21 protein-coding genes and 1 tRNA gene are annotated in these 22055 nt (G+C 68.4%); 17 read left to right on the top strand and 5 right to left on the bottom strand.

The genetic code is table 11. The features are described from left to right. The first annotated feature begins 117 nt into the window (after nucleotides 1-117). Nucleotides 118-2511, top strand: coding sequence for an Rne/Rng family ribonuclease (locus ACU6RU_RS05825; RefSeq protein ID WP_289331493.1), 2394 nt, complete (start codon nucleotides 118-120; stop codon nucleotides 2509-2511). A gap of 33 nt (nucleotides 2512-2544) precedes the next feature. Here ACU6RU_RS05825 and ACU6RU_RS05820 read toward each other — a convergent pair whose 3' ends face one another. After that, nucleotides 2545-2817, bottom strand: a complete 273-nt coding sequence (locus tag ACU6RU_RS05820) for a DUF4031 domain-containing protein (protein WP_120262623.1) — start codon at nucleotides 2815-2817, stop codon at nucleotides 2545-2547. A 232-nt stretch (nucleotides 2818-3049) separates the two neighbouring features. Between ACU6RU_RS05820 and rplU the strand changes: the two genes are divergently transcribed. The 10 genes from rplU (at nucleotide 3050) to ACU6RU_RS05770 (ending at nucleotide 10037) form a co-directional block, all read left to right on the top strand. Continuing rightward, nucleotides 3050-3358, top strand: a complete 309-nt coding sequence (gene rplU / locus ACU6RU_RS05815; RefSeq protein WP_023950787.1) for a 50S ribosomal protein L21 — start codon at nucleotides 3050-3052, stop codon at nucleotides 3356-3358. 17 nt (nucleotides 3359-3375) lie between these two features. Next, nucleotides 3376-3633, top strand: coding sequence for a 50S ribosomal protein L27 (gene rpmA / locus ACU6RU_RS05810; RefSeq protein ID WP_005053492.1), 258 nt, complete (start codon nucleotides 3376-3378; stop codon nucleotides 3631-3633). Nucleotides 3634-3706: 73 nt separating this feature from the next. Beyond that, nucleotides 3707-5218 (top strand): GTPase ObgE, encoded by a 1512-nt coding sequence (obgE, locus tag ACU6RU_RS05805; RefSeq protein WP_120262622.1) that lies wholly within the window; start codon nucleotides 3707-3709, stop codon nucleotides 5216-5218. Next, complete coding sequence (gene proB, locus ACU6RU_RS05800; RefSeq protein WP_120262621.1) at nucleotides 5215-6039, top strand: glutamate 5-kinase; 825 nt, start codon at nucleotides 5215-5217, stop codon at nucleotides 6037-6039. The genes obgE and proB overlap by 4 nt, the downstream gene beginning before the upstream one ends. 30 nt (nucleotides 6040-6069) lie before the next feature. Continuing rightward, nucleotides 6070-7332, top strand: a complete 1263-nt coding sequence (locus ACU6RU_RS05795) for a glutamate-5-semialdehyde dehydrogenase (RefSeq protein WP_289329548.1) — start codon at nucleotides 6070-6072, stop codon at nucleotides 7330-7332. 47 nt (nucleotides 7333-7379) lie between these two features. Further along, nucleotides 7380-7607, top strand: a complete 228-nt coding sequence (locus ACU6RU_RS05790) for a hypothetical protein (RefSeq protein WP_301115085.1) — start codon at nucleotides 7380-7382, stop codon at nucleotides 7605-7607. A 10-nt stretch (nucleotides 7608-7617) separates the two neighbouring features. Then, nucleotides 7618-8214 (top strand): nicotinate-nucleotide adenylyltransferase, encoded by a 597-nt coding sequence (nadD, locus tag ACU6RU_RS05785; RefSeq protein ID WP_120262618.1) that lies wholly within the window; start codon nucleotides 7618-7620, stop codon nucleotides 8212-8214. Next, nucleotides 8211-9551 (top strand): hypothetical protein, encoded by a 1341-nt coding sequence (locus ACU6RU_RS05780; RefSeq protein WP_446726107.1) that lies wholly within the window; start codon nucleotides 8211-8213, stop codon nucleotides 9549-9551. The genes nadD and ACU6RU_RS05780 overlap by 4 nt, the downstream gene beginning before the upstream one ends. Further along, nucleotides 9548-9937 (top strand): ribosome silencing factor, encoded by a 390-nt coding sequence (gene rsfS / locus ACU6RU_RS05775; RefSeq protein ID WP_446726106.1) that lies wholly within the window; start codon nucleotides 9548-9550, stop codon nucleotides 9935-9937. The genes ACU6RU_RS05780 and rsfS overlap by 4 nt, the downstream gene beginning before the upstream one ends. Nucleotides 9938-9964: 27 nt before the next feature. Next, nucleotides 9965-10037: transfer RNA gene (locus ACU6RU_RS05770), tRNA-Ala, on the top strand. A 397-nt stretch (nucleotides 10038-10434) separates the two neighbouring features. On the opposite strand, the gene ACU6RU_RS05765 is transcribed toward ACU6RU_RS05770, so the two are convergent. Genes ACU6RU_RS05765 through ACU6RU_RS05750 form a run of 4 tightly spaced genes read right to left on the bottom strand, consistent with a single transcriptional unit; the run spans nucleotide 10435 to nucleotide 13836 of the window. Beyond that, nucleotides 10435-11316, bottom strand: coding sequence for a 3-methyladenine DNA glycosylase (locus ACU6RU_RS05765; protein WP_446726105.1), 882 nt, complete (start codon nucleotides 11314-11316; stop codon nucleotides 10435-10437). A 37-nt stretch (nucleotides 11317-11353) separates the two neighbouring features. Then, nucleotides 11354-12061, bottom strand: coding sequence for an SOS response-associated peptidase (locus ACU6RU_RS05760; RefSeq protein ID WP_289329550.1), 708 nt, complete (start codon nucleotides 12059-12061; stop codon nucleotides 11354-11356). A gap of 55 nt (nucleotides 12062-12116) precedes the next feature. Further along, on the bottom strand, nucleotides 12117-13151 hold the full coding sequence (locus tag ACU6RU_RS05755; RefSeq protein ID WP_120262614.1) for an App1 family protein: 1035 nt from the start codon (nucleotides 13149-13151) through the stop codon (nucleotides 12117-12119). 4 nt (nucleotides 13152-13155) lie between these two features. Then, complete coding sequence (locus tag ACU6RU_RS05750; RefSeq protein WP_289329551.1) at nucleotides 13156-13836, bottom strand: DedA family protein; 681 nt, start codon at nucleotides 13834-13836, stop codon at nucleotides 13156-13158. Between the two features lie 51 nt (nucleotides 13837-13887). Here ACU6RU_RS05750 and ACU6RU_RS05745 point away from each other — a divergent pair, with 51 nt between their 5' ends. The 6 genes from ACU6RU_RS05745 (at nucleotide 13888) to ACU6RU_RS05720 (ending at nucleotide 22039) form a co-directional block, all read left to right on the top strand. Next, entirely contained in the window at nucleotides 13888-15237 is a 1350-nt protein-coding gene (locus ACU6RU_RS05745; RefSeq protein WP_446726313.1) for an anthranilate synthase component I family protein, read from the top strand. A 52-nt stretch (nucleotides 15238-15289) separates the two neighbouring features. Next, complete coding sequence (gene leuS, locus ACU6RU_RS05740) at nucleotides 15290-17872, top strand: leucine--tRNA ligase (protein ID WP_446726104.1); 2583 nt, start codon at nucleotides 15290-15292, stop codon at nucleotides 17870-17872. A 71-nt stretch (nucleotides 17873-17943) separates the two neighbouring features. Further along, the gene (locus ACU6RU_RS05735; RefSeq protein ID WP_289329554.1) at nucleotides 17944-18372 is read left to right on the top strand and encodes a TlpA family protein disulfide reductase; all 429 of its coding nucleotides are present in this window, start codon (nucleotides 17944-17946) and stop codon (nucleotides 18370-18372) included. 1 nt (nucleotide 18373) lies between these two features. Continuing rightward, a complete protein-coding gene (locus ACU6RU_RS05730) occupies nucleotides 18374-18889 on the top strand; it encodes a DUF4395 domain-containing protein (protein WP_289329555.1) in 516 nt (171 codons plus the stop codon). A 205-nt stretch (nucleotides 18890-19094) separates the two neighbouring features. Next, nucleotides 19095-20468, top strand: a complete 1374-nt coding sequence (locus ACU6RU_RS05725) for a glutamate decarboxylase (RefSeq protein ID WP_289329556.1) — start codon at nucleotides 19095-19097, stop codon at nucleotides 20466-20468. Between the two features lie 11 nt (nucleotides 20469-20479). Continuing rightward, on the top strand, nucleotides 20480-22039 hold the full coding sequence (locus tag ACU6RU_RS05720; RefSeq protein ID WP_446726103.1) for an amino acid permease: 1560 nt from the start codon (nucleotides 20480-20482) through the stop codon (nucleotides 22037-22039). Nucleotides 22040-22055 lie beyond the last annotated feature (16 nt).

Genomic DNA, 22055 nt, shown 5'->3' with positions numbered 1-22055 from the left:
GCCGTGCCGAGAGCCGGCTGCACACCGAGTGAGTTCGCGGCTCGTCCTTCCGGGAGCGACGCCGCCAGAGATGTGCCGGGTGGCGCGCGGTGCCGCCCGAAGAGGAGTACGCCAGTGATGGCCGACGATCGCAACGACAATCCGACCCCCGCTGAGTCCGCAAGCGCGGTAGACGCCGCCGCAGCCGAACTGGCTGACGCAGTGGCGTCGATCGACGCCACCGAGGAACACATCGACAGTGGGCGGGCCGCAGAGGACGCCGCAGCCGAGCCTGCTGCGGGCGAGAGCGACGGCGCCGAGGCGACCGACGCTCCCGCGGTACCGGATGAGCCCGCCGCGGCCGGCGAGTCTGCACCGGCCGCGGAGCCCGCACCGGCTGAGGATCAGACGGTTTACGAATCTCCTGCGCCCGCTGCGGAGCCTGAGCCCGGCGACGAGCCCGCCCCCGGCGACGCGGGCCCGCCGACCGCGGTGTCGCTCGGCCTCCTTCCCGCGGAGTTCGTGTCGGCGGTCTCGACCGCGCTGCACTTCTACGCGCCCGAGCTCCCGCCGCTCCCCGCGCTGCCGGACGACGGCGACGATGACGAAACCGCATCTTCGTCGGGGCCGGGCAGCTCTCGTCGTCGCGGCCGTCGCCGCGGCGGATCCAACGGCGACGACGGCAACGACCCGGCTCCGCGGCAGCGTGCGGTCGAGCTCATCACGGAGCCGCAGCGGATCAAGGGCTCGACCCGCCTCGAGGCGAAGAAGCAGCGCCGGCGCGACGGCCGTGAAGCAGGCCGTCGTCGCACCGTGGTCACCGAGGCCGAGTTCCTCGCACGCCGCGAGGCGGTAGACCGCGTCATGGTCGTCCGCTCGAAGAACGGTCGTATCCAGATCGCCGTGCTCGAGGACAACGTTCTGGTCGAGCACTACGTCGCCCGCAACCAGGACGCGTCGCTGATCGGCAACGTCTACCTGGGGCGGGTGCAGAACGTGCTTCCGAGCATGGAAGCCGCCTTCGTCGACATCGGTCGTGGTCGAAACGCCGTGCTGTACTCCGGCGAGGTCGACTGGGATGCCGTCGAGACGGGCAATCAGCCGCGCCGCATCGAGCTCGCACTCAAGTCCGGTGATCGCGTCCTCGTGCAGGTGACGAAGGACCCCGTGGGACACAAGGGCGCCCGGCTCACCAGCCAGATCTCGCTGCCCGGCCGCTACCTCGTGTACGTCCCCGGCGGCGCCATGAACGGCATCTCGCGAAAGCTCCCCGACACCGAGCGGGCGCGGCTCAAGCGCATCCTGAAGGAGGTCCTCCCCGAGTCGTCGGGCGTGATCGTGCGCACTGCCGCTGAGGGCGCGACGGAGGACCAGCTCACGCGGGACGTGCAGCGACTCACCTCGCAGTGGGAGCACATCAGCTCGCAGCTCGAGAAGATCCAGGCACCCGCACTGCTGCACTCCGAGCCCGATCTGCTCGTGAAGATCGTGCGAGACGTCTTCAACGAGGACTTCTCGCGGATGCTCATCCAGGGTGACGAGGCGTACGCGACCATCACGTCGTACCTGACGGGAGTCGCTCCTGACCTTCTCGAGCGCGTCGAGAAGTACGAGGACGAGCAGGACCCATTCGACGCGTTCCGTGTGACGGAGCAGATCGAGAAGGCTCTCGACCGCAAGGTCTGGCTGCCGTCGGGCGGTTCGCTCGTGATCGACCGCACCGAAGCCATGACCGTGGTCGACGTGAACACCGGCAAGTTCGTCGGATCGGGCGGCAACCTCGAGGAGACCGTCACCAAGAACAACCTGGAGGCAGCCGAGGAGATCGTCCGGCAGCTGCGCCTGCGCGACATCGGCGGCATCATCGTCGTGGACTTCATCGACATGGTGCTCGAGTCGAACCGTGACCTCGTGCTGCGGCGCCTCATCGAGTGCCTCAGCCGTGACCGCACGAAGCACCAGGTGGCGGAGGTCACCTCCCTCGGCCTCGTGCAGATGACCCGCAAGAAGCTCGGACTCGGCCTCCTGGAGACCTTCAGCGAAGCCTGCGACGTGTGCGCGGGACGCGGCGTTATCGTCCACCACGACCCGGTCGTCAAGCACCGCGGCGCGGGCTCGCAGAACGGCAACGGCAACGGCAACGGGTCGGCACGCCGCAACGGTCGGGGCGGTGGCGGTGCCACGGCGCCGGCTCCGGCCACCGGAGGCACGCACGTGATCACCGAGGGTGCGAAGTCCGCTCTCGCGCAGATCGCCGCTTCGACGATTCAGCCCACCGCCGCGGAGGAGGACGCCGAGCTCGTCGCAGTGGCGGTGGAGCCCGAGGCCGCGCCCGTCGAGCGACCGAAGAAGCCGCGTCGCAAGAAGTCCGAGCCCAAGGCGCCGCGCACCGAGAAGGACCTGCTGCTCGACTCGGTGCTCAACGCGCTCCCCGAGCCCAAGGCCCCGGGCCAAGGGCGTGGACGGCGTCGAGTCACGACGGCCGCCCTCAGCGGCACCCCCGTCTCGGCGTCGCCGACCACCGAGGACTGACGCCGTCATCGACGTGAACGCCGCGGGACCGATTCAGATCCCGCGGCGTTCGCGCGCTGTCACGCGAAGCCCGGACGCGATGAGCCGCCGCACGAGCTCGTGGCCCGACACATGCTGTGCGCCGCCGGCTACGAGACGGTCGAACGCCGAATCGGGCACGTCGTAATGGTCGAGGTCGAATGCTCGAGCCGGGAGATCGTGGCGCTGTGCGAAGGCGTGAAGCTCGTCGATGTCCGAGTCGCTGACGAGGTGAGACCAGAGGCGGCCGTGCGCCGGCCACCGCGGATCGTCGATCAGAATCGCCATGCTCTGATCCTACGAAGCGGATGCCGCCGGGCCCCGCGCCGCGACACACCCGGCGGTCCTTTTGCCGGATCTGCCGGTATCCGGTAAAGTGGACCCTTGGTGCAGCGAGTCCGTCGACGTCCCGTCACGATAGCGGCTCAGCCACAGGATCATCTGGGGCACGCGCACCAAGACTTTCCAGTCTCGCAAAGACAATCGGAGCCGTGCGCTCCACAGAAGAAACAGGTGTGAAGTGGTTTACGCAGTTGTGCGCGCCGGCGGCCGTCAGGAAAAGGTCGAGGTCGGCACGATCGTCGTCCTCGACCGTCAGGCGGCTCAGATCGGTGACAAGCTCGAGCTTCCCGCTGTTCTCCTCGTCGACGGCGACGCCGTGACCACCGACGCTGACAAGCTCGCGAAGGTCACGGTCACCGCCGAGGTTCTCGGTGAAGAGCGCGGCCCGAAGATCGTGATCCAGAAGTTCAAGAACAAGACCGGCTACAAGAAGCGCCAGGGCCACCGTCAGGACCTCACGCGCGTCAAGATCACCGGCATCAAGTAAGCCAGGGAGACGCAGAGATGGCACACAAAAAGGGCGCAAGCTCCACCCGTAACGGTCGTGACTCCAACGCACAGCGCCTCGGCGTGAAGCGCTTCGGCGGCCAGGCCGTCAGCGCCGGCGAGATCCTCGTCCGCCAGCGCGGCACCCACTTCCACCCCGGCGCCAACGTCGGCCGTGGCGGCGACGACACCCTGTTCGCGCTCGCGGCCGGCGCCGTCGAGTTCGGTACGAAGGGTGGCCGCAAGGTCGTCAACATCGTGGCGGCCGCCGAGTAATTCGGACCAGACCACTTCGCGGCGAGGGGCGGGCTTCGGCTCGCCCCTCGCCCTGTTTTCCAGGAGGCACCGCATGGTGACGTTCGTCGACCGGGTCACGCTGCATCTGCGTGCAGGCAAGGGCGGGAACGGCTGCGTGTCGGTGCGCCGTGAGAAGTTCAAGCCGCTCGCCGGCCCCGACGGGGGAAACGGCGGTGACGGCGGAGACGTCGTGCTCGTCGCCGACCCCCAGGTGACGACCCTGCTGTCGTATCACCACTCGCCTCACCGCTCAGGCGGCAACGGCGGATTCGGCATGGGCGACAACCGTTCGGGCGCGGCCGGGGAGCACCTCGAGCTCCCGGTGCCCGTCGGCACCGTCGTCAAGACTCCCGAGGGCGAGACCCTCGTCGACATGGTCACGCCCGGTATGCGCTTCATCGCCGCGCCGGGCGGCCAGGGCGGCCTCGGCAACGCTGCGCTGGCGTCCCCGAAGCGCAAGGCACCGGGCTTCGCGCTGCTCGGAACCCCCGGGTGGGAGGGCGACGTTCAGCTCGAGCTGAAGACGGTCGCCGACATCGCGCTCGTCGGATTCCCCTCAGCGGGCAAGTCGAGTCTCATCGCGGCGATGTCGGCCGCACGCCCGAAGATCGCCGACTACCCGTTCACGACCCTGCACCCGAACCTCGGGGTCGTGCAGGCCGGCGATATCCGCTACACCATCGCCGACGTCCCCGGCCTGATCGAGGGCGCGAGTGAGGGCCGCGGACTCGGTCTCGAGTTCCTCCGTCACGTCGAACGGTGCTCGGCGCTGGTCCATGTGCTCGACTGCGCGACGTTGGAGCCCGGACGCGATCCGATCTCAGACCTCGACGTGATCCTGGCCGAACTCGGGGCGTACCCCGTGCCGGAGGGTCAGGTTCCGCTGCTCGACCGACCCCAGCTGATCGCGCTCAACAAGACCGACGTGCCCGAGGCGCGCGATCTCGCCGACCTCGTCCGTCCCGATCTCGAGGCGCGCGGTTACCGGGTGTTCGAGATCTCGACCGTGAGTCGGCAGGGTCTGCGCGAGCTGTCGTTCGCCATGGCGGAGCTCGTCGCCGAGCACCGGGCCTCGGCGGCAGCCGAGGTACCCGCAGAGCGCATCGTCATCCGTCCCCAGGGAGCCGAACGCGACTTCACCGTGCGCGTCGAAGGCGGGACGTACGGCGATGTGTACCGCATCCTCGGCGCAAAGCCCGTTCGGTGGGTCCAACAGACCGACTTCCAGAACGAAGAGGCTGTGGGCTTCCTCGCCGACCGTCTCGACAAGCTGGGCATCGAGAACGAACTGTTCCGTCTCGGCGCGACCCCGGGATCCACGGTGGTCATCGGCGAAGGCGACGGGATCGTCTTCGACTGGCATCCGTCGCTGTCATCCGCCGCGGAACTGATGTCGGCGCCGCGCGGAACCGACCCGCGACTCGATCTCAACCCGCGTCGCACGTCGAACCAGCGTCGCGAGCGCTACCACGAGCGAATGGACGCGAAGGCCGAGGCCCGTGCCGAGCTCGAGGCCGAGCGTCGTGCGGAGAAGACGCGAGGTGCCTCAGAGGACGAGGCGTGAGCCTGCTTTCGCGCGCCGAGCTCAACGGCGCCCGACGGGTGGTCGTGAAAGTGGGATCATCCTCGATCAGCGGCGACAACGCCGGGAAGATCGACTCTCTCGTCGACGCGCTCGCTCAGGCGCACGCGCGTGGCACCGAGGTCGTCCTCGTCTCATCGGGTGCTATCGCCACCGGCATGCCCTACTTGCGTCTCGCAGAGCGTCCGACAGACCTCGCGACCCAGCAGGCGGCGGCCGCCGTAGGGCAGAACGTGCTCGTCTACCGCTACCAGGACGCGTTGCGGCAGTTCGGAATCGTCGCGGGTCAGGTGCTGCTGACCGCCGGTGACTTCGACGATCCGACACATCGCTCGAACGCGCGCCGCGCCATGGAACGGCTGCTCGGTCTGCGCATCTTGCCGATCGTGAACGAGAACGACACGGTCGCGACGCACGAGATCCGCTTCGGCGACAACGACCGGCTCGCTGCCCTCGTTTCACGCCTCATCGGTGCCGACGCCCTGGTGCTCTTGAGCGACATCGCCTGCCTGTACACACGCCCGCCGAGCGAGCCCGGCGCGCGCCCCATCGAGCGGGTCGCCTTCGACGACGATCTCAGCGGCTACGAGTTCGGGGCCACCGTCGTCAACAGCGTCGGGACCGGGGGAGCCGCTACCAAGGCTTCCGCCGCCCGGCTGGCAGCCGAGGGCGGCGTCGCGGCCCTCGTCACCAGCATCGATCTCGCCAGCGAGGCGCTCGCGGGTGCCGATGTCGGCACGTGGTTCGAGGCCGACCCCGCCCCGGCGCTTCCGTCGGGCACCGGTGCCATCGGCGTCGCCTGATGCTGAGGCGCCCGTCGCTAGACTGGCGTGATGATCACCGCCGTCGCTACCGACGTCTCTGAGCGCTTGCGCGCCGCGAAGCGGGCGAGCCGCTCGATCGGCCTCCTCGATGATGCTGCGAAGGCCGCGCTGCTCGACGCGATCGCCGACGCGCTGATCTCGGACACCGCAGTGATCGTTGCGGCGAACCGTGACGACCTCGCGCGCGGCGACGCGGCCGGCATCTCCGCGGGCTTGCGCGACCGGCTCGTGCTCGACGATGCGCGCGTCGCCGCGCTCGCGGATGCCGTTCGGGATGTCGCGCGCCTTCCCGACCCCGTGGGCCGTGTGCTCGACGAGCGAGAGCTGCCCGGCGGTGTCCGACTGCAGAAGGTCTCCGTGCCGTTCGGCGTCGTCGCCTCGATCTACGAGGCGCGCCCCAACGTCACCGTCGACATCACCGCGCTCGCGCTGCGGTCGGGAAATGCCGTCGTGCTTCGCGGCGGGTCAGCCGCGCAGTCGACGAACGCGGCCCTGATCGAGTCGATGCGGAACGCGCTTCACCGCGCCGGGGTCGATTCCGACGGCATCCAGACCGTCGACGACTTCGGGCGTGAGGGCGGGCGACTCCTCATGCGCTCTCGCGGACTCGTCGACGTCCTCGTCCCCCGGGGCAGCGCGCAGCTGATCGAGACCGTCGTGACGGAATCGACGGTTCCGGTGATCGAGACCGGCGCAGGGGTCGTCCACATCGTCCTCGACGAATCGGCGCCGCTCGACTGGGCCCGCGACATCGTCGTGAATGCCAAGGCGCAACGACCGAGCGTATGCAACGCGGTCGAGACCGTGCTCGTGGTGCGTTCAGCGGCCGAGCGTCTCATCCCGCCCGTATCCGAAGCGCTCACCGGAGCCGGCGTCAGGATTCACGGAGACGACGACGTGCGTCGCCTCGTGCCACGGGCCGTGCCCGCGACCGAAGACGATTGGGCGACCGAGCACATGAGCCTCGATCTCTCGATGCGGGTGGTCGACGACCTCGATGACGCGCTCGAGCACATCCGCCGCTACTCGACGATGCACACCGAGGCGATCGTGACCGCCGATGAGGCGAACGCCGAGCGCTTCCTCGCCGAGGTCGATGCGGCGGTCGTCATGGCGAACGCCTCGACGCGCTTCACCGACGGCGGTGAGTTCGGATTCGGCGCGGAGGTCGGGATATCGACCCAGAAGCTGCACGCCCGGGGTCCGATGGGACTCCCCGAACTGACCAGCACGAAGTGGCTCGCGCGCGGCGCCGGGCAGACGCGCGCCTGACCACCTAAACTTGACTTGCGCCGCCGCGCGAAACGAACGGAGCCCTGATGACACTCGCCACGATCACCGCATTCGCCGCCGAGCAGACGGAGCACCACGGCAACGTGCAGGCGGAGACGATGATCTTCGGCGTCATCGCCCTGGTCATCTTCTTGGCACTAGGGCTCGTGACGTTGTCGTACCGCAACGTCGCCAACCGTCACGCCGGCAAGGCCGAGGCCTACGCAGCATCGCACGGCAACCAACTGACGCAGACGGAGAACGGCCACCACTGAGGCCGAACCGATGACGGGAACGCGTGCGCCGCGTATCGGCGTGATGGGCGGCACGTTCGACCCGATTCATCATGGACACCTCGTGGCTGCGAGCGAGGTCGCCCAGTCTTTCGACCTCGACGAGGTCATCTTCGTCCCGACGGGAACCCCCTGGCAGAAGTCCTTCGTGTCGCCGGGGGAGCACCGGTACCTGATGACGGTCATCGCGACCGCATCGAATCCGATGTTCACGGTGAGTCGCGTCGACATCGATCGAGACGGCCCGACGTACACGATCGACACGTTGCGTGATCTGAAAGCGCAGCGGCCCGACGCGAACTTCTTCTTCATCACCGGAGCCGACGCCATCGCGCAGATTCTCAGCTGGAGGAACCATGATGAATTGTGGGAGCTCGCCCATTTCGTCGCGGTTTCGCGTCCCGGCCACACGCTTTCGAGTGCCGGACTACCCAGTGATGACGTGAGCCTGCTCGAGATCCCCGCGCTGGCGATCTCGTCGACCGACTGCCGGGCACGCGTCGGACGCGGACATCCGGTGTGGTACCTCGTCCCGGACGGGGTCGTCCAATACATTGCGAAGCATCATCTCTATCGGAGCAAGGCATGAGCGACAACGAGCAACAGCCATCGACTCCGCAGCTGACGCGCCGGCAACTGCGTGAGCTGCGCAACACGGCGTCCAACCCGATCATCGTCGACCCCGACGCCACCGACGACGCGTCCGCGGTCGGAGAGGCGCCGACGCCGGCTCCGGCTCCGCTGCCGCGCGCCGCGGAGCCCGTGGAGGTGCCGCCGGCACCTGTGCCGCAGGCGTCGGTCGACCTCGGATCGCCGGCGCTCACCCGTCGTCAGGCCCGCTTGCAGGAGAAGATCCGCACCGCATCCATCCCCGTCGTGACGGCTACCGGAGAGCACCCGACGGTCTCCGGCGATCACGCTGACACCGATCACGCTGACGCCGACGTCCCCGAATCGCCGGATTCGACCGGCGAACAGGCGAACGAGGACGTTGACCACGTCGAGGACGGCGCGTCGATCGAGGACGCCGCTGCGGCCGACATCGAGCGGGCGGACGCCGACGCCGCGTCCGACGCCCCGGAAGAGGAAGTCCCGGAAGAGGAAGCCCCGGGGGAGGAAACTCCCGAGGAGGACGCCGCCGATCACGCCGACGAGCTCGAGGCGAGCGTCGACGACGTCGACGAAATGGAGCCGGAGTCCGGCGACGCTGAGTCCCGCGACGACGAGGCGGGCGAGTCCGAGGTCGCTGCTCCCGAGGCGGATGAGTCGGAAGTCGTCGAGCACGACGCCGAGCACGACACCGTCGCTCCCGAAGCTGTCGATGGGGCCTGGGAACCGGCCGCTGAGGCCGAGGCCAAGACCGAGAACCAGGGTGCCGGAGTCGCAGAAGCCGAGCATGGCGACGACGAGGAGTCCGAGCGTCACGTCGTGTCGAACGACCTCGGTGCCGATCTGCTCGCGGGTGAGGCTACGGCGACCGAGGTACCCGCCTCGTTCGATCAGTTGCTCTCGCGCAGCGCCGCGGCAACGGGCGCCTTCACGACGCCGAACGCTCTCATCCTGGCCGAGAACCCCGACGCGGGCCCGCTGGTGGCACCGGTGACCGCTACGGGCGAGGTCCTCATCACGGGCACCTTCTCGCTTCCCGAGAACTTCGGTTCGACGGGAGTCGTTCCCGGAGTGGCCGACGGAAAGGAAGTCGACGCGGTCCTCGTGGACGGCGAGCTTCCGGCGTCATCGTCACCCACGCCCATCGCCGCGAGCGCGGCCATCTCGACCATCAAGAGTGCCGAGGACGTCATCCGTCCGCCGGCACCGGAGAAGGGCAGCCGTTGGACGGTCGCCCTCGCCATCACCGCGGGGGCGCTCGCCCTCGCCCTGGCGGGCGTTCTGCTCGTCTCGCTTTTCACAGGAGTCTTCGGATGAGTTCACAAGCAGTCATCGACATGGTCGCCGTCGCGGCGGCGGCCGCAGAGTCCAAGGGCGGCGAAGACCTCGTCGCCCTCGACGTGTCGCAGCCCCTTCCGCTCGTCGACGCCTTCCTTCTCATCAGCGGCAACAGCGAGCGCAACGTCGCCGCGATCGCCGACGCGGTCGAGGAGGGCATGCTCGAAGCCGGTCACAAGCGTCTGCGCCGCGAGGGACGCACCGAGTCGCGCTGGGTGCTGCTCGACTTCGGCGACCTCGTCGTGCACGTCTTCCACGAGGAGGAGCGGGTGTACTACGGCCTCGAGCGCCTCTGGAAGGACTGCCCGGTCATCCCCATCGAGGCGGCCGTGGTCACGAGCACACCCGGAGATGTTGTAAGCTAAATGAGTTGCCGCGAGAGCGGGAACCACGGGCCTGTGGCGCAGCTGGTAGCGCACCTGCATGGCATGCAGGGGGTCAGGGGTTCGAGTCCCCTCAGGTCCACCGAACAAAGATGAAAAGCCCCGCCATCGGCGGGGCTTTTTCGTCTCGCCTCTTGTCGTGCACGACAGGTCCCTTATGCGGACGCCAGGCGACCTGTATCGGTCATCGAATTCACCGGATGCGCCCCTGCAGGTAATGCGAGGCATGCACGCGAATTCGAGTCGACGATGATCCTTTCCGTTTCCTTGGAACGAGCGGCGAGGGATCCACCGCCGTATCGGCCCGAGCTGCGTCCTGGTACGAGATTCCGCGGGCCGGGAACACGTTCAACTGCATCCTCGGATCGGGGAACAACACGGCCCGACGACGCGGTCACATCTCGAATGGTGGGGCGGCGGATCGATCTGCACGCGCGGATCGCAACTCGGCCTCTGACCGGAGAGGTCGTCCCAACGATTCAGTCGCGCGCAGCGGCCGGGGTCAGCACATCGAGCACAGCCCGGCGCAGCGCTTGCCCACGGGTGCTCAAGAGCCGTTGCTGACGAACGTACTCGGCTTTTCCGTCGGGCGTCTCGATCGCGACGGGGGAGTAGCCCCAATCACGCAGATCATAGGGCGAAGCCCGCATATCGAGCTCACGAATGTCGCGAGCGAGAACGAATGCGTCCAGGAGAAGGTGCCCCGGCACGAGGGGACCGAGCTTCAGCATCCATTTGTAGACGTCCATGCCTGCGTGCAGGCACCCCGGCTGTTCCCGCGCGACGGCGCCCTCGCGATCGAGCGGCTCGCGGTTACGCGGTGCGGCCTCGGCGGTGAAGAAGCGGAACGCATCGAAGTGCGTGCACCGCAGGTCATGCGCCTCGACGACGGCATCGGTGCCCGCCGCCCCCAGCCGGAGGGGGATCTCGTGGCGCGTCGCATCGGCGCGGTAGACCATCGCCCACTCGTGCAGGCCGAAGCAGCCGAACGCCGCGGGGCGGTCGAGAGTCGCTCGCAGGAGGCCGGTGACGCCGCGGTAGAGCGAGCCACGTTCGTGGCGGAACTGCTCGTCGGCGACCCGCACGTGGTCATCGTGGACTGTCTCGTACCAGCGCCACCCTCCGCGTGCGTCGGCAGCACCTTCGAGGACGACGCCCGGGCCCGGGTGCCAACGCCGGAGGACGGCCGGTTTGTAGGAGTAGTAGGTGAAGAGGAAGTCCTCTACCGGGTGCTTCTCGGCGCGGGAAGCACGACGGCGGTGGTCGGCCGTGAGTTCGTCAGCGCGCTCCGCGTGCACCTCGGACCGTTCACGCCACACCTCGGGTGCGAGCGTCACGGGTTCGGAGAGGCGGAGTGTCACCTTTCGAGGATAGACACCGGTGCGTGGCGACGGCGCGTCAGGCAGGCTCGATCAGGGACGGCTCGTCGTTGCGCACGTTGCCCACTGCCGCCCCGACAGGGAACCACGTCAGCGTGTCGACGACGGACGGTGCCGCGTCGACCACTGCGTCGAGCAGGTCGGCCGGGTACTCGGTGGTGGGATCGAGCCAGACGTCGGCGTACTCGGCGTCGATCATCAGCGGCATCCGGTCGTGGATCTGTGCCAGGCCGTCGACAGCCGCGCATGTGAGGATCGTGAAGCTCAGCAGCCAGCGCGCGGGGTCGTCGGCGGGGCGTGCCGGGTCCTTCCACCACTCGTAGAGCCCGGCGAAGAAGAGCGGCTCGCCGCCTTCGGGCCGAACGAAGTGAGGTGTCTTCGCGCCGGGCTCGCCCTGCCACTCGTAGTAGCCCGATGCGGGCACGACCGCGCGACGTGAAACGAGCGCGTCGCGAAAGGTCGGCTTCTCGGCCGCTTCTTCGGATCGGGCGTTGAATGCCCGCGATCCGACCGAAGGATCTTTGGCCCAGCCGGGAACGAGGCCCCATCGCGCCGACGCCAGCCGACGCGTGGGCGGCTCGGTCTTGGCGGAATCGAGGACGATAGTCGCTTGAGCGGTGGGTGCGATGTTGAACGAGGGTCCGGGGAGGTCGTCGGGAACGACCTCGGCGCGCAGAACGCTCGCGAGCTCGGAACCGACGCGGGCTACGACGAAACGACCGCACATCTCTTCAGCGTACGGGTCAGGTGGAACATCGGAGTGCGCCGCACCCGGTCACGGTTCAGTCGCGCGCGATGACGCCGACGTCGGCGAGCCGGTCGAGGAGCGCGGCTCCATCCGACCCGGTGACCCACGGCACCTGCGCGGCGGAGTGGTCGTTCACCGCGGTTCGGCCGCCCGCCAGAACCGCCTCGGCGGGGGAGAGGCGGCGGATGGCGACCGCGCGCACGCGATCGGGGTACTCGCTGGCGAACGCGGTGTAGAGCGCGTCGTCGTGCTGGCCGTCGTCGCCCACGAGGAGCCAGCGGACGTGCGGGAACTCCTTCGCGAGGCGCCGGAGGTTCTCGGCCTTGTGATCGCGTCCGCTGCGGAACCAACGGTCGTGGGTCGGTCCCCAGTCGGTGAGGAGCATCGGGCCGGACGGGAACACGTGGCGCCGCAGGAAGCGGATGAGCGTCGGTGCGACGTTCCAGGCGCCGGTGGAGAGGTAGATCACCGGGCTGCCGGGACGATCTCGCGTCAGGCGCTCGAGCATGACCGCCATGCCCGGGACCGGCTGGCGGGCATGCTCATCGAGCACGAACGAGTTCCAGGCGGCGACGAAGGGACGCGGCAGGGCGGTGACCATGACGGTGTCGTCGATGTCGGAGACGATCCCGAAGTCGATGTCGTCGGAGATCACGAAGACCCGTGTCTCGATGACCTCGCTACCCTCGACGGTCATCGAGATCGTCTGCCAGCCGGGCTCGAGCGCCCCGGGGAGCTCGACGTCGACGACCCCGCCACGATCGGCGATGACCTCGTGGGTCGTGCCCGCGATCGTGACCTGCACCTGCGCGAAGGCCACGGGGACCGACGCGAAGCTGCGCCAGCCGCGGACCGATGCGTATTCGCCGCCCTTCGCGGGGCGCTTCTGGGGCGCGATCAGCACTCGCCCGAGGACGCGGACCCACCCGTCGCCGCCGTAGCCGGGATACGCCGCGACGGTCGGTCGTTGACCGCGCGCGCGGGCGCGACGTTCGCGCCACGAGTGGAATCGGCGCTCGAGGCGCGCCAACCACAGGATCTTCTTCCGTGGTGCGGGTGAGGAAGCCATCGCTTCAGTCTTTCACGTCCCCGTCGGCGAGTCGGGTCTTCTCCTCCTCGAGCCGCAGATGACGTGCCTCGCGCCGGGAGATGAGGCGCTTGATGAGGTAGGCGAGCAGGAGGAAGACCACGATGACGCCGACGAACAGGTAACCGGCGTACTGGATGTTGTCGGAGATCTCGCGATAGGTCTTCGCCGCGGCCGCGACCACTCCGACGTACAGCGATGTCCAGATGACGCAGGCGGGCGCCGTCCATGCGATGAAACGGCGATACGAGAACCCGCTCATGCCGACCGTCAAGGGAACCAGCGAATGCAGCACGGGCAGGAAGCGCGAGAGGAAGATAGCGGGACCGCCACGGCGACGGAGGTAGAGCTCCGAACGCACCCAGTTGTCCTCGCCGATACGGCGGCCGAGGCGCGAGAAGCGGATGCGGGGGCCGAGCCAGCGCCCGAGCGCGAAACCGATCGACTCGCCCGCGAGTGAGCCGGTGACGACGGCGGCGCCGAGCACGAAGCCCTCGCCGACGCTCCCGACGGCGGTCGCGGCGACGATGACGACCGTGTCTCCCGGCACCACGAGCCCGATGAGCGCGCTGGTCTCGAGCATGATCGCGATGCCCGCGACCACCGTGCGCAACACCGGGTCGATGCTCTGCACGGTGTTCAGAATCCAGTCGAGGATCTCGTTCACGCTCCGAGCCTAGGGGCGCCGGCTAAGACATAACCTGTGACGGTGCCCGAGATGACCAGCTTCCGCTGCCTCGACGGCTGGACCGATCCCGCCGAGCTCGTGCGCGCGGTGCCGGGCGACCACGTCTTCTGGCTCGACGCCGGCGTCGACGCGCATGAGGGCTGGAGCTGGATCGGATCGGGTGCACCCGCCGACGCCCCGGACCCGGTGGTCGACGGATCGCAGCGGTCGCGCCGGAGCGGCGCTCGGGACATCGGACCTTTCGTCGGAGGGTGGGTCGGGTGGGTCGGGTACGACGCTGCGGCATCGCGCGCGGGATCCCCTGCGACGCCGGATGCCGGTGAACCCGAGGCGCTCTGGCTGCGGGTCGACCGATTCGTGGCTTTGGACCACGCACGACGACACGTGTGGGTCTCGGCGCCCGACGACAGCATCGAGGACTTCGCGGCAGAGGTCGATGGTTGGCGCGCCACGGTCGCAGCCCGCTCCGGCGCTGGGTCGGTCGCGCATGCCGTGGATGCGCCGGGAACGCAGAAGCGGGGCCTCGTCGCCGCGGCCCGTGTGGATCCTGAAAGGTATGCCGCGCTCGTCGAGGAATGCCGGCTCGCGATTCGGCGGGGTGACGCGTACCAGCTCTGCCTGACGACGCGCTTCTCGGTCCGCGACGATCGCCCGATCGACCCGCTCGCCGTGTTCCTGAGGCTGCGGGCGGCGTCATCCTCGCACCACGGCGGACTGATCCGCTCGGGAGAGCGGGCTCTGATCAGCGCGAGCCCGGAACGGTTCCTCGCACTTGCCGGTGGCGCCGTGCTCACCAGCCCGATCAAGGGCACACGACCGCGCGGCGGCGACGCGGCATCCGATGCGCGGCTCGTGCGCGACCTCGTTTCGAGTCCGAAGGAGCGCGCCGAGAACGTCATGATCGTGGACCTCATGCGCAATGACCTGCAGCGGGTCAGCGCGCCTGGATCAGTCGTCGTCGAGCGTCTGCTCGAGGTGGAGACCTACCCGACCGTCCATCAGCTCGTCAGCAGCGTGTCGGGCGCGATCCAGCCGGGTACGCGCCTGTCTCAGGTTCTCGCCGCCACCTTCCCCGCCGGGAGCATGACCGGTGCACCGAAGCTCTCGGCGATGACGATTCTGAGCGAACTCGAGGACGCGCCTCGAGGTACGTACGCGGGATGCTTCGGCTGGGTCGGCACGGACGGCGACGCGGATCTCGCCATGATCATCCGATCGATCGTGGTCGCCGGTGAGCACGCCTACGTCGGGGCCGGCGGCGGCATCACCTGGGGATCCGAGCCGCAAGCCGAGGTCGACGAGGTCGCGCTGAAAGCGCGGGCGCCCTTGGCCGCGCTCGGTGCGGAGCTGCCGCCCCGGTGGCGGGAGCGGGTCCGGTAGCCTGGAAGCGGTGCTCTCGCGCCCTTTCTCGCATTCCCAGATAGGTTCACCCGTGACCGACAGCTCCACTGATCGCGCCAACACGCCCGATTCCGCCGCTTACGACGCCCACGCCGTGCAGGCGAAGTGGCAGCGCGCGTGGGCAGACGCCGATCCCTTCCGCGCGGGCGGCGACGACGACAAGCGTCCCCGCAAGTACGTCCTGGCGATGTTCCCGTACCCCTCGGGCGACCTCCACATGGGGCACGCCGAGAATTACCTCTACTCCGACATCGTGGCCCGCTTCTGGCGCCACCGCGGCTACAACGTGCTGCACCCGATCGGATGGGACAGCTTCGGGCTGCCCGCGGAGAACGCCGCGATCAAGCGCGGCGCCGACCCGCGCGCCTGGACCTACGACAACATCGCGCAGCAGAAGCAGAGCCTGCACGAGTACGGCGTCTCGTTCGACTGGAGCCGCGTGCTCCACACGAGCGACCCCGAGTACTACACCTGGAACCAGTGGCTGTTCCAGAAGCTGTACGAGAAGGGACTGGCCTACCGCAAGGAGAGCCCGGTCAACTGGTGCCCCAACGACCAGACGGTGCTCGCCAACGAGCAGGTCGTCGACGGGCACTGCGAGCGCTGCGGTGCCGAGGTCGTGAAGAAGAAGCTCACGCAGTGGTACTTCAAGATCACCGAGTACGCCGATCGACTGCTCGACGACCTGAACCAGCTCGAGGGCTTCTGGCCGCAGAAGGTCATCCAGATGCAGCGCAACTGGATCGGCCGATCGGTCGGCGCCGACATCGACTTCGAGATCGAGGGTCGTGACGAGAAGGTCACGGTGTTCTCGACGCGCCCCGATACGCTCCACGGTGCGACCTTCATGGTCGTCGCACCCGACTCCGACCTCGCTGCCGAATTGGCGGAGGGTTCGTCGGATGATGTGCAGCAGCGCTTCCGCGAGTATCTGCAGACCGTGCAGAAGACGAGCGAGATCGACCGGCAGACCGCCGACCGGCCGAAGACCGGTGTGTTCCTCGACCGTTTCGCCATCAACCCCATCAACGGTGAGCGACTGCCGATCTGGGCGGCCGACTACGTGCTGGCGGACTATGGCCACGGCGCGGTCATGGCGGTTCCCGCCCACGATCAGCGCGATCTCGACTTCGCGCGCGCCTTCGACCTGCCCGTGCGGGTCGTCGTCGACACGACCGCCCCGGTGACCGGCGCGATGCCGGTCATCGAGCTCGACGACGAGGGCGTGCCGCTCGATTCGGCGCCCGCGATCGACGACATCGACCCGGCCCGCACCGGTGTCGCCCTCACGGGCGACGGGCGCATGATCAACTCGGGCGCACTGGACGGGCTGAGCAAGCGCAACGCCATCGCGCGCGCCATCGAGCAGCTGACCGCGAGCGGCACCGGGCGCGCGGCCAAGACGTATCGCCTCCGTGACTGGCTGATCTCACGTCAGCGGTTCTGGGGAACCCCGATTCCCATGATCCACACGGATGACGGTCGAATCGTTCCCGTCCCCGCGGAGGAGCTGCCGGTGCGTCTGCCCTCCGTCGAGGGACTGGACCTCACCCCGAAGGGCGCGTCGCCCCTCGGCGCCGCGACCGACTGGGTCGCCACGACCGATCCCGAGACGGGCGAGCCGGCACGCCGCGACCCCGACACGATGGACACGTTCGTCGACAGCTCGTGGTACTTCCTGCGGTTCCTGTCGCCGAACGACGCCGGACAGGCCTTCGCGCCGCGCGAGGCCGACAAGTGGGGCCCGGTCGACTTCTACATCGGCGGCGTCGAGCACGCCATCCTGCATCTGCTCTACGCGCGCTTCATCACCAAGGCGCTGTTCGACATGGGCCAGGTGGAGTTCACCGAGCCGTTCTCCAGCCTCATCAACCAGGGAATGGTCATCCTCGACGGTGCGAAGATGTCGAAGAGCAAGGGCAACCTCGTGCTCTTCCAGGAGGAGCTCGAGCAGCACGGCGCCGACGTCCTGCGCGTGGCACTCGCCTTCGCCGGCCCCGTCGAGGACGACAAGGACTGGGCCGATGTCTCGACGACGGGAGCGGCGAAGTTCCTCGCCCGTGCCCTGCGCGTCGCCGCCGACGTCGACAGCGAGATCGACGTCGTCTGGGCGGAGGGGGATGCTGCGCTCCGCCGCGTCACTCACCGCCTGTGGGCCGATGCACCGGGGCTGGTCGAGCAGACGAAGTTCAACGTCGTCGTCGCGCGCCTCATGGAGCTCGTGAACGCCACCCGCAAGGTCATCGACAGCGGTGCCGGAGCGTCCGACCCGGCCGTCCGCGAGGCGGCAGAGGCGATCGCGGTCATCCTCGACCTGTTCGCGCCGCACACCGCCGAGGAGATGTGGGCGACGCTCGGCCACGAGCCGTTCGTCGGCCTCGCCGTGTGGCGCCAGCCCGACCCGACCCTCCTCGTCGAGGAGTCCGTCACCGCGGTCGTCCAGATCGACGGCAAGGTCCGCGGCACGCTCAGCGTCTCGGCGAAGGTCTCTTCCGATGAGCTCGAGGCGCTCGCCCGCACCGACGAGAAGGTGGTCCGCGCCCTGAACGGCCGCGAGATCGCCCGGGCCGTGGTTCGCGCTCCCAAGGTGGTCAGCTTCACGACCGCTCGCTGACGACGGCGGGGGAGTCGTCACAGGGTGACACACTTCCCCGCCGCGATCGCCCGCGGGCTACCGTGGCGATCGTGCAGCCGATTCCCGCCGTCGTCGTGACCATCGTGCTCGTCGCTTTGGTCGCGGCGATCGGCGTGATCTTCCGGCGCTCGCGCGGTCGTACGCACGACGTCGCGGACGGTGAGCTCCTGACTCCCGCGATGGTCGGCACGCCGGCCTTCGGCCGGTCCGCGACCTTGCTGCAGTTCAGCACCGAGCTGTGCTCTCGGTGCCCAGCGGCGCGGCGCGTGCTGACGTCGCTCGCGGGGGACCACGACGGCGTCCGACACGTGGAGGTGGACCTCACGCATCGTCGCGACCTCACTCGCCGGTTCGATGTCATGCAGACACCCACGGTGCTCGTGCTCGACAGCGCCGGGAGGGTGCGTCAGCGCACGGGCGGAGTCCCGGATCGGTCCGCGCTCGAGACCGAGCTCACCCGTCTGCTGCAGGAGGTGTGAGATGACCGCGATCGAACGTCTCGACGTCCGTGCGCCACGCTTCGCGGCATCCATCACGGCCATCCTGCTGCTTGCAGCCTTCCTCGCATCGCTGCTCGGAATCGCGACGGCGCCGGCCGGCGCAGAATGGCGCCTGGCCGCAGCGCCACTCGCCGATCGGGTCGTCGACGCGGGCTTCCTGCTCGTGCTCCTCGCGGCACTGCTGTTCCTGTGGGGCGTCGTGTCACCGCGGACCGCGCCCTGGGCTGTGCTCTTCCGCCGCGTCGTCCGGCCACGCCTGTCACCCCCGCGAGAGTTCGAGGACGCGCGTCCGCCGCGTTTCGCGCAGGGCGTGGGCCTCACGGTGACGGCGGCGGGACTGCTCCTGCATCTCGCAGGCGTTCCGTGGGCGTTGCCGATCGCCGCTGCGCTCGCGTTCGCAGCCGCATTCCTGAATGCCGCGTTCGGCTTCTGCCTGGGCTGCGAGATGTATCTGCTGCTGCAGCGGGCGGGTCTTGTCGGGCGCGCGCGGGCGTAGCCCGATCTGACCGTACCTCCTCCGTTTTCTGTGTCTGATCCGGTTTCCGAGCTCCAGGTTCGGGGTCGATTCGCGGTGTCGTCGACCCCCCTTGTGACGCCTGGAGGCCCGTCCTAGCTTGGGTGGCATTCACAGGGGCGGCTTCGACCGCGGGGACACGGTCGACCCCTCGCCGCCTCTATTCGGCGTGCAATGAGGAGACGAAATGAACGACGAGACGATCAGCCCGGCAGCCCCTCTGTTCACCAGGCCCACGGAGGCGAAGGGTGCGCCGCGGCACGTGATTCCCCAAAACGAATCGCTTCCCGCGACCGCGAAGCAGATCGTCGAGGATGAAACGATCCTCGACGGAAATGCACGTTTGAACCTGGCCACGTTCGTGAGCACGTGGATGGATGACGAGGCGAAGGACGTCTACACCTCGTCTTTCGACAAGAACATGATCGACAAGGACGAGTACCCGCAGACCGCGGCCATCGAGGACAATTGCTGGCGGATGCTCGCCAATCTGTGGAACTCGCCGGATGCCGGGCACAGCATCGGCACCTCGACCATCGGTTCCTCCGAGGCATGCATGCTCGGCGGGCTCGCATTCAAGCGCCGCTGGCAGCAGCTCCGCCGGGCGCAGGGCAAGGACGCGTCCACTCCGAACCTCGTCATGTCGAGCGCCGTGCAGGTGTGCTGGGAGAAGTTCTGCAACTACTTCGACGTCGAGCCCCGGTTCGTTCCGATCACGGAGGAGCACAAGACCCTCGACGGCCACGACCTGGAGAAATACGTCGACGAGAACACGATCGGCGTGGTGGCGATCATGGGCGTGACGTACACCGGGATGTACGAGCCCGTCGCGCAGATCGCGGCGGCGCTCGACGCGATCCAGGAACGCACCGGTCTCGACATCCCCATTCACGTCGACGGCGCATCGGGTGGGATGATCGCCCCCTTCCTGCAGCCCGACCTGGTGTGGGACTTCCGTCTCGAGCGGGTGCACTCGATCAGCACCTCGGGCCACAAGTACGGCCTGGTGTATCCGGGCCTCGGCTGGGTCGTATGGCGCGAAGCGCGGTGGCTGCCCGAAGACCTCGTCTTCCAGGTGAGCTATCTCGGAGGTGAGATGCCGACGTTCGCGCTGAACTTCTCGCGGCCGGGCGCTCAGGTGCTGCTCCAGTACTACCTGTTCCTCCGGCTCGGCTTCGAGGGATACCGTGCCGTTCAACAGGAGTCGCAGGACGTCGCGAAGTATCTCGCCGCCGGGATCGGCGCGCTCGATGCGTTCGAGCTGTGGAACGACGGCAGCGACATCCCGGTGTTCGCGTGGCGTCTGAAGAAAGGACACACCGACAACTGGACGCTGTACGACCTGCAGGACCGGTTGCGGATGCGCGGCTGGCTGGTGCCGGCCTATCCGATGCCGGACGATCTCACCGACATCACGGTGCAGCGCATCGTCGTGCGCAATGGGCTGAGCATGGATCTCGCCCAGTCGCTGCTGGCCGACATCCAGCGCGAGGTGGCGTACCTCGACGGCCTGCAGTCGCCCATGCCCACGGCCGCCGCGAATTCGGCGTTCCACCACTGAGGCGCGTCGTCATGTCCACGTCTCAGCCATCCCCCCGTACGACGCCGAACCATCCCCTGGCACCTCGGTCGAGCGTCACGACCTACCTCGGTGTCGGCCAACTCGCGCTGCTGACGCTCGTCGTCGTCGCGAGTCTCCGCTCGCTGCCGGCGATGGCGGTCTTCGGCCTCGGCAGCGTGACCCTGTACATCCTCCCGGCAATCTTCTTCCTGATTCCGACAGCACTGGTCGCGGCAGAGCTCGCAACGGGCTGGAAAGGCGGCATCTACGTCTGGATCCGTGAAGCGATGGGCAACCGCTGGGGCTTCACCGCCGTCTGGCTCCAATGGATCCAGAACGTCGTGTGGTACCCCACGCAGCTGGCGTTCATCGCCGCCGCGCTCGCGTTCGTCTTCCTCGATCCGTCACTGTCGAGCTCGGGCTTCTTCACGGCTGTGGTGATCCTCGTGCTGTACTGGGGCTCGACGCTGGTGACGCTCCGCGGCGGAAACCTCTTCGCGAAGCTGGGCTCCTGGGGCGGCATCCTCGGTACGCTGCTCCCAGCAGCCATCCTGATCGTCTTCGGAGCGATCTGGGTCTTCACCGGCGAGAAGAGCCAGGTGCCGCTCACGCCCGACGCGGTGATCCCGCCGTTCACCGGCATCGCATCGATCGTGCTGATCGTGTCGAATTTCCTCGCCTATGCGGGCATGGAGGTCAACGCGGTGCACGTGAACCAGATGAAGGACCCGGGCCGCGGATTCCCGCGGTCGATCCTCATCTCGTCGATCCTGATCCTGCTGGTGTTCATCCTGCCGACCCTTGCCATCTCGGTTGCGGTGCCGCAGGAGGAGCTCGGACTGACGAACGGGATCATGCTCGCGTTCCAGGAGTACTTCCAGCACTGGGGCGTGGGGCAGTGGGCGACGGCCGCGATGTCGGCGCTCATCGCGGCGGGCGCTCTCGCCTCGGTGATCACCTGGATCGCGGGTCCGTCCAAGGGCGTGCTCGCGGCAGCGGAGACCGGGCTCCTCCCGCCGCTGCTGCAGAAGAAGAACGAGGCCGGCGTGCAGTCGGGCATCCTCATGCTTCAGGGCACGATCGTCACGATCCTGGCGGCGATCTTCATCGTTGTTCCCAACGTGAGCGCGGCATTCGTGGCACTGATCGACATGGCCGCGGCGCTCTACCTGATCATGTACATGATGATGTTCGCCGCTGCGCTCGTGCTCCGACGGACGCAGCCGGGCGTGAAGCGCACGTACCGGGTACCGGCCATGGGGCTGGTCGCCGGCGTCGGGTTCCTCGCGAGCCTCGCCGCGTTCGTGTTCTCGTTCATCCCGCCGTCGGGGTTCAGCGCCTTCTCGCCGGCGCTGTATCCCTGGATCGTCGGGCTGGTGATCATCGTCCTCGGGGCTCCGCCGCTCATCTTCTACGCCGTGCGCAAGCCGTCGTGGGACATGCGCACCGCGGAGGACAAGAGCGTTCCCGTCACCCATGAGGCGGACGCACCCGCCGCTGCTGGTGGCGGAACAGCGCCGAGCAGTCGGCGGCGCCCGGATCCCTCGTCGAGCCCTCCACAGACGGGGTGAGGTCTGCGGCGTCCCG

The organism is Microbacterium sp. F1-18 (genome assembly GCF_052921305.1).
Note: the sequence above shows the minus strand (reverse complement) of the source record. Positions and strands in the feature narration are given on the sequence as shown.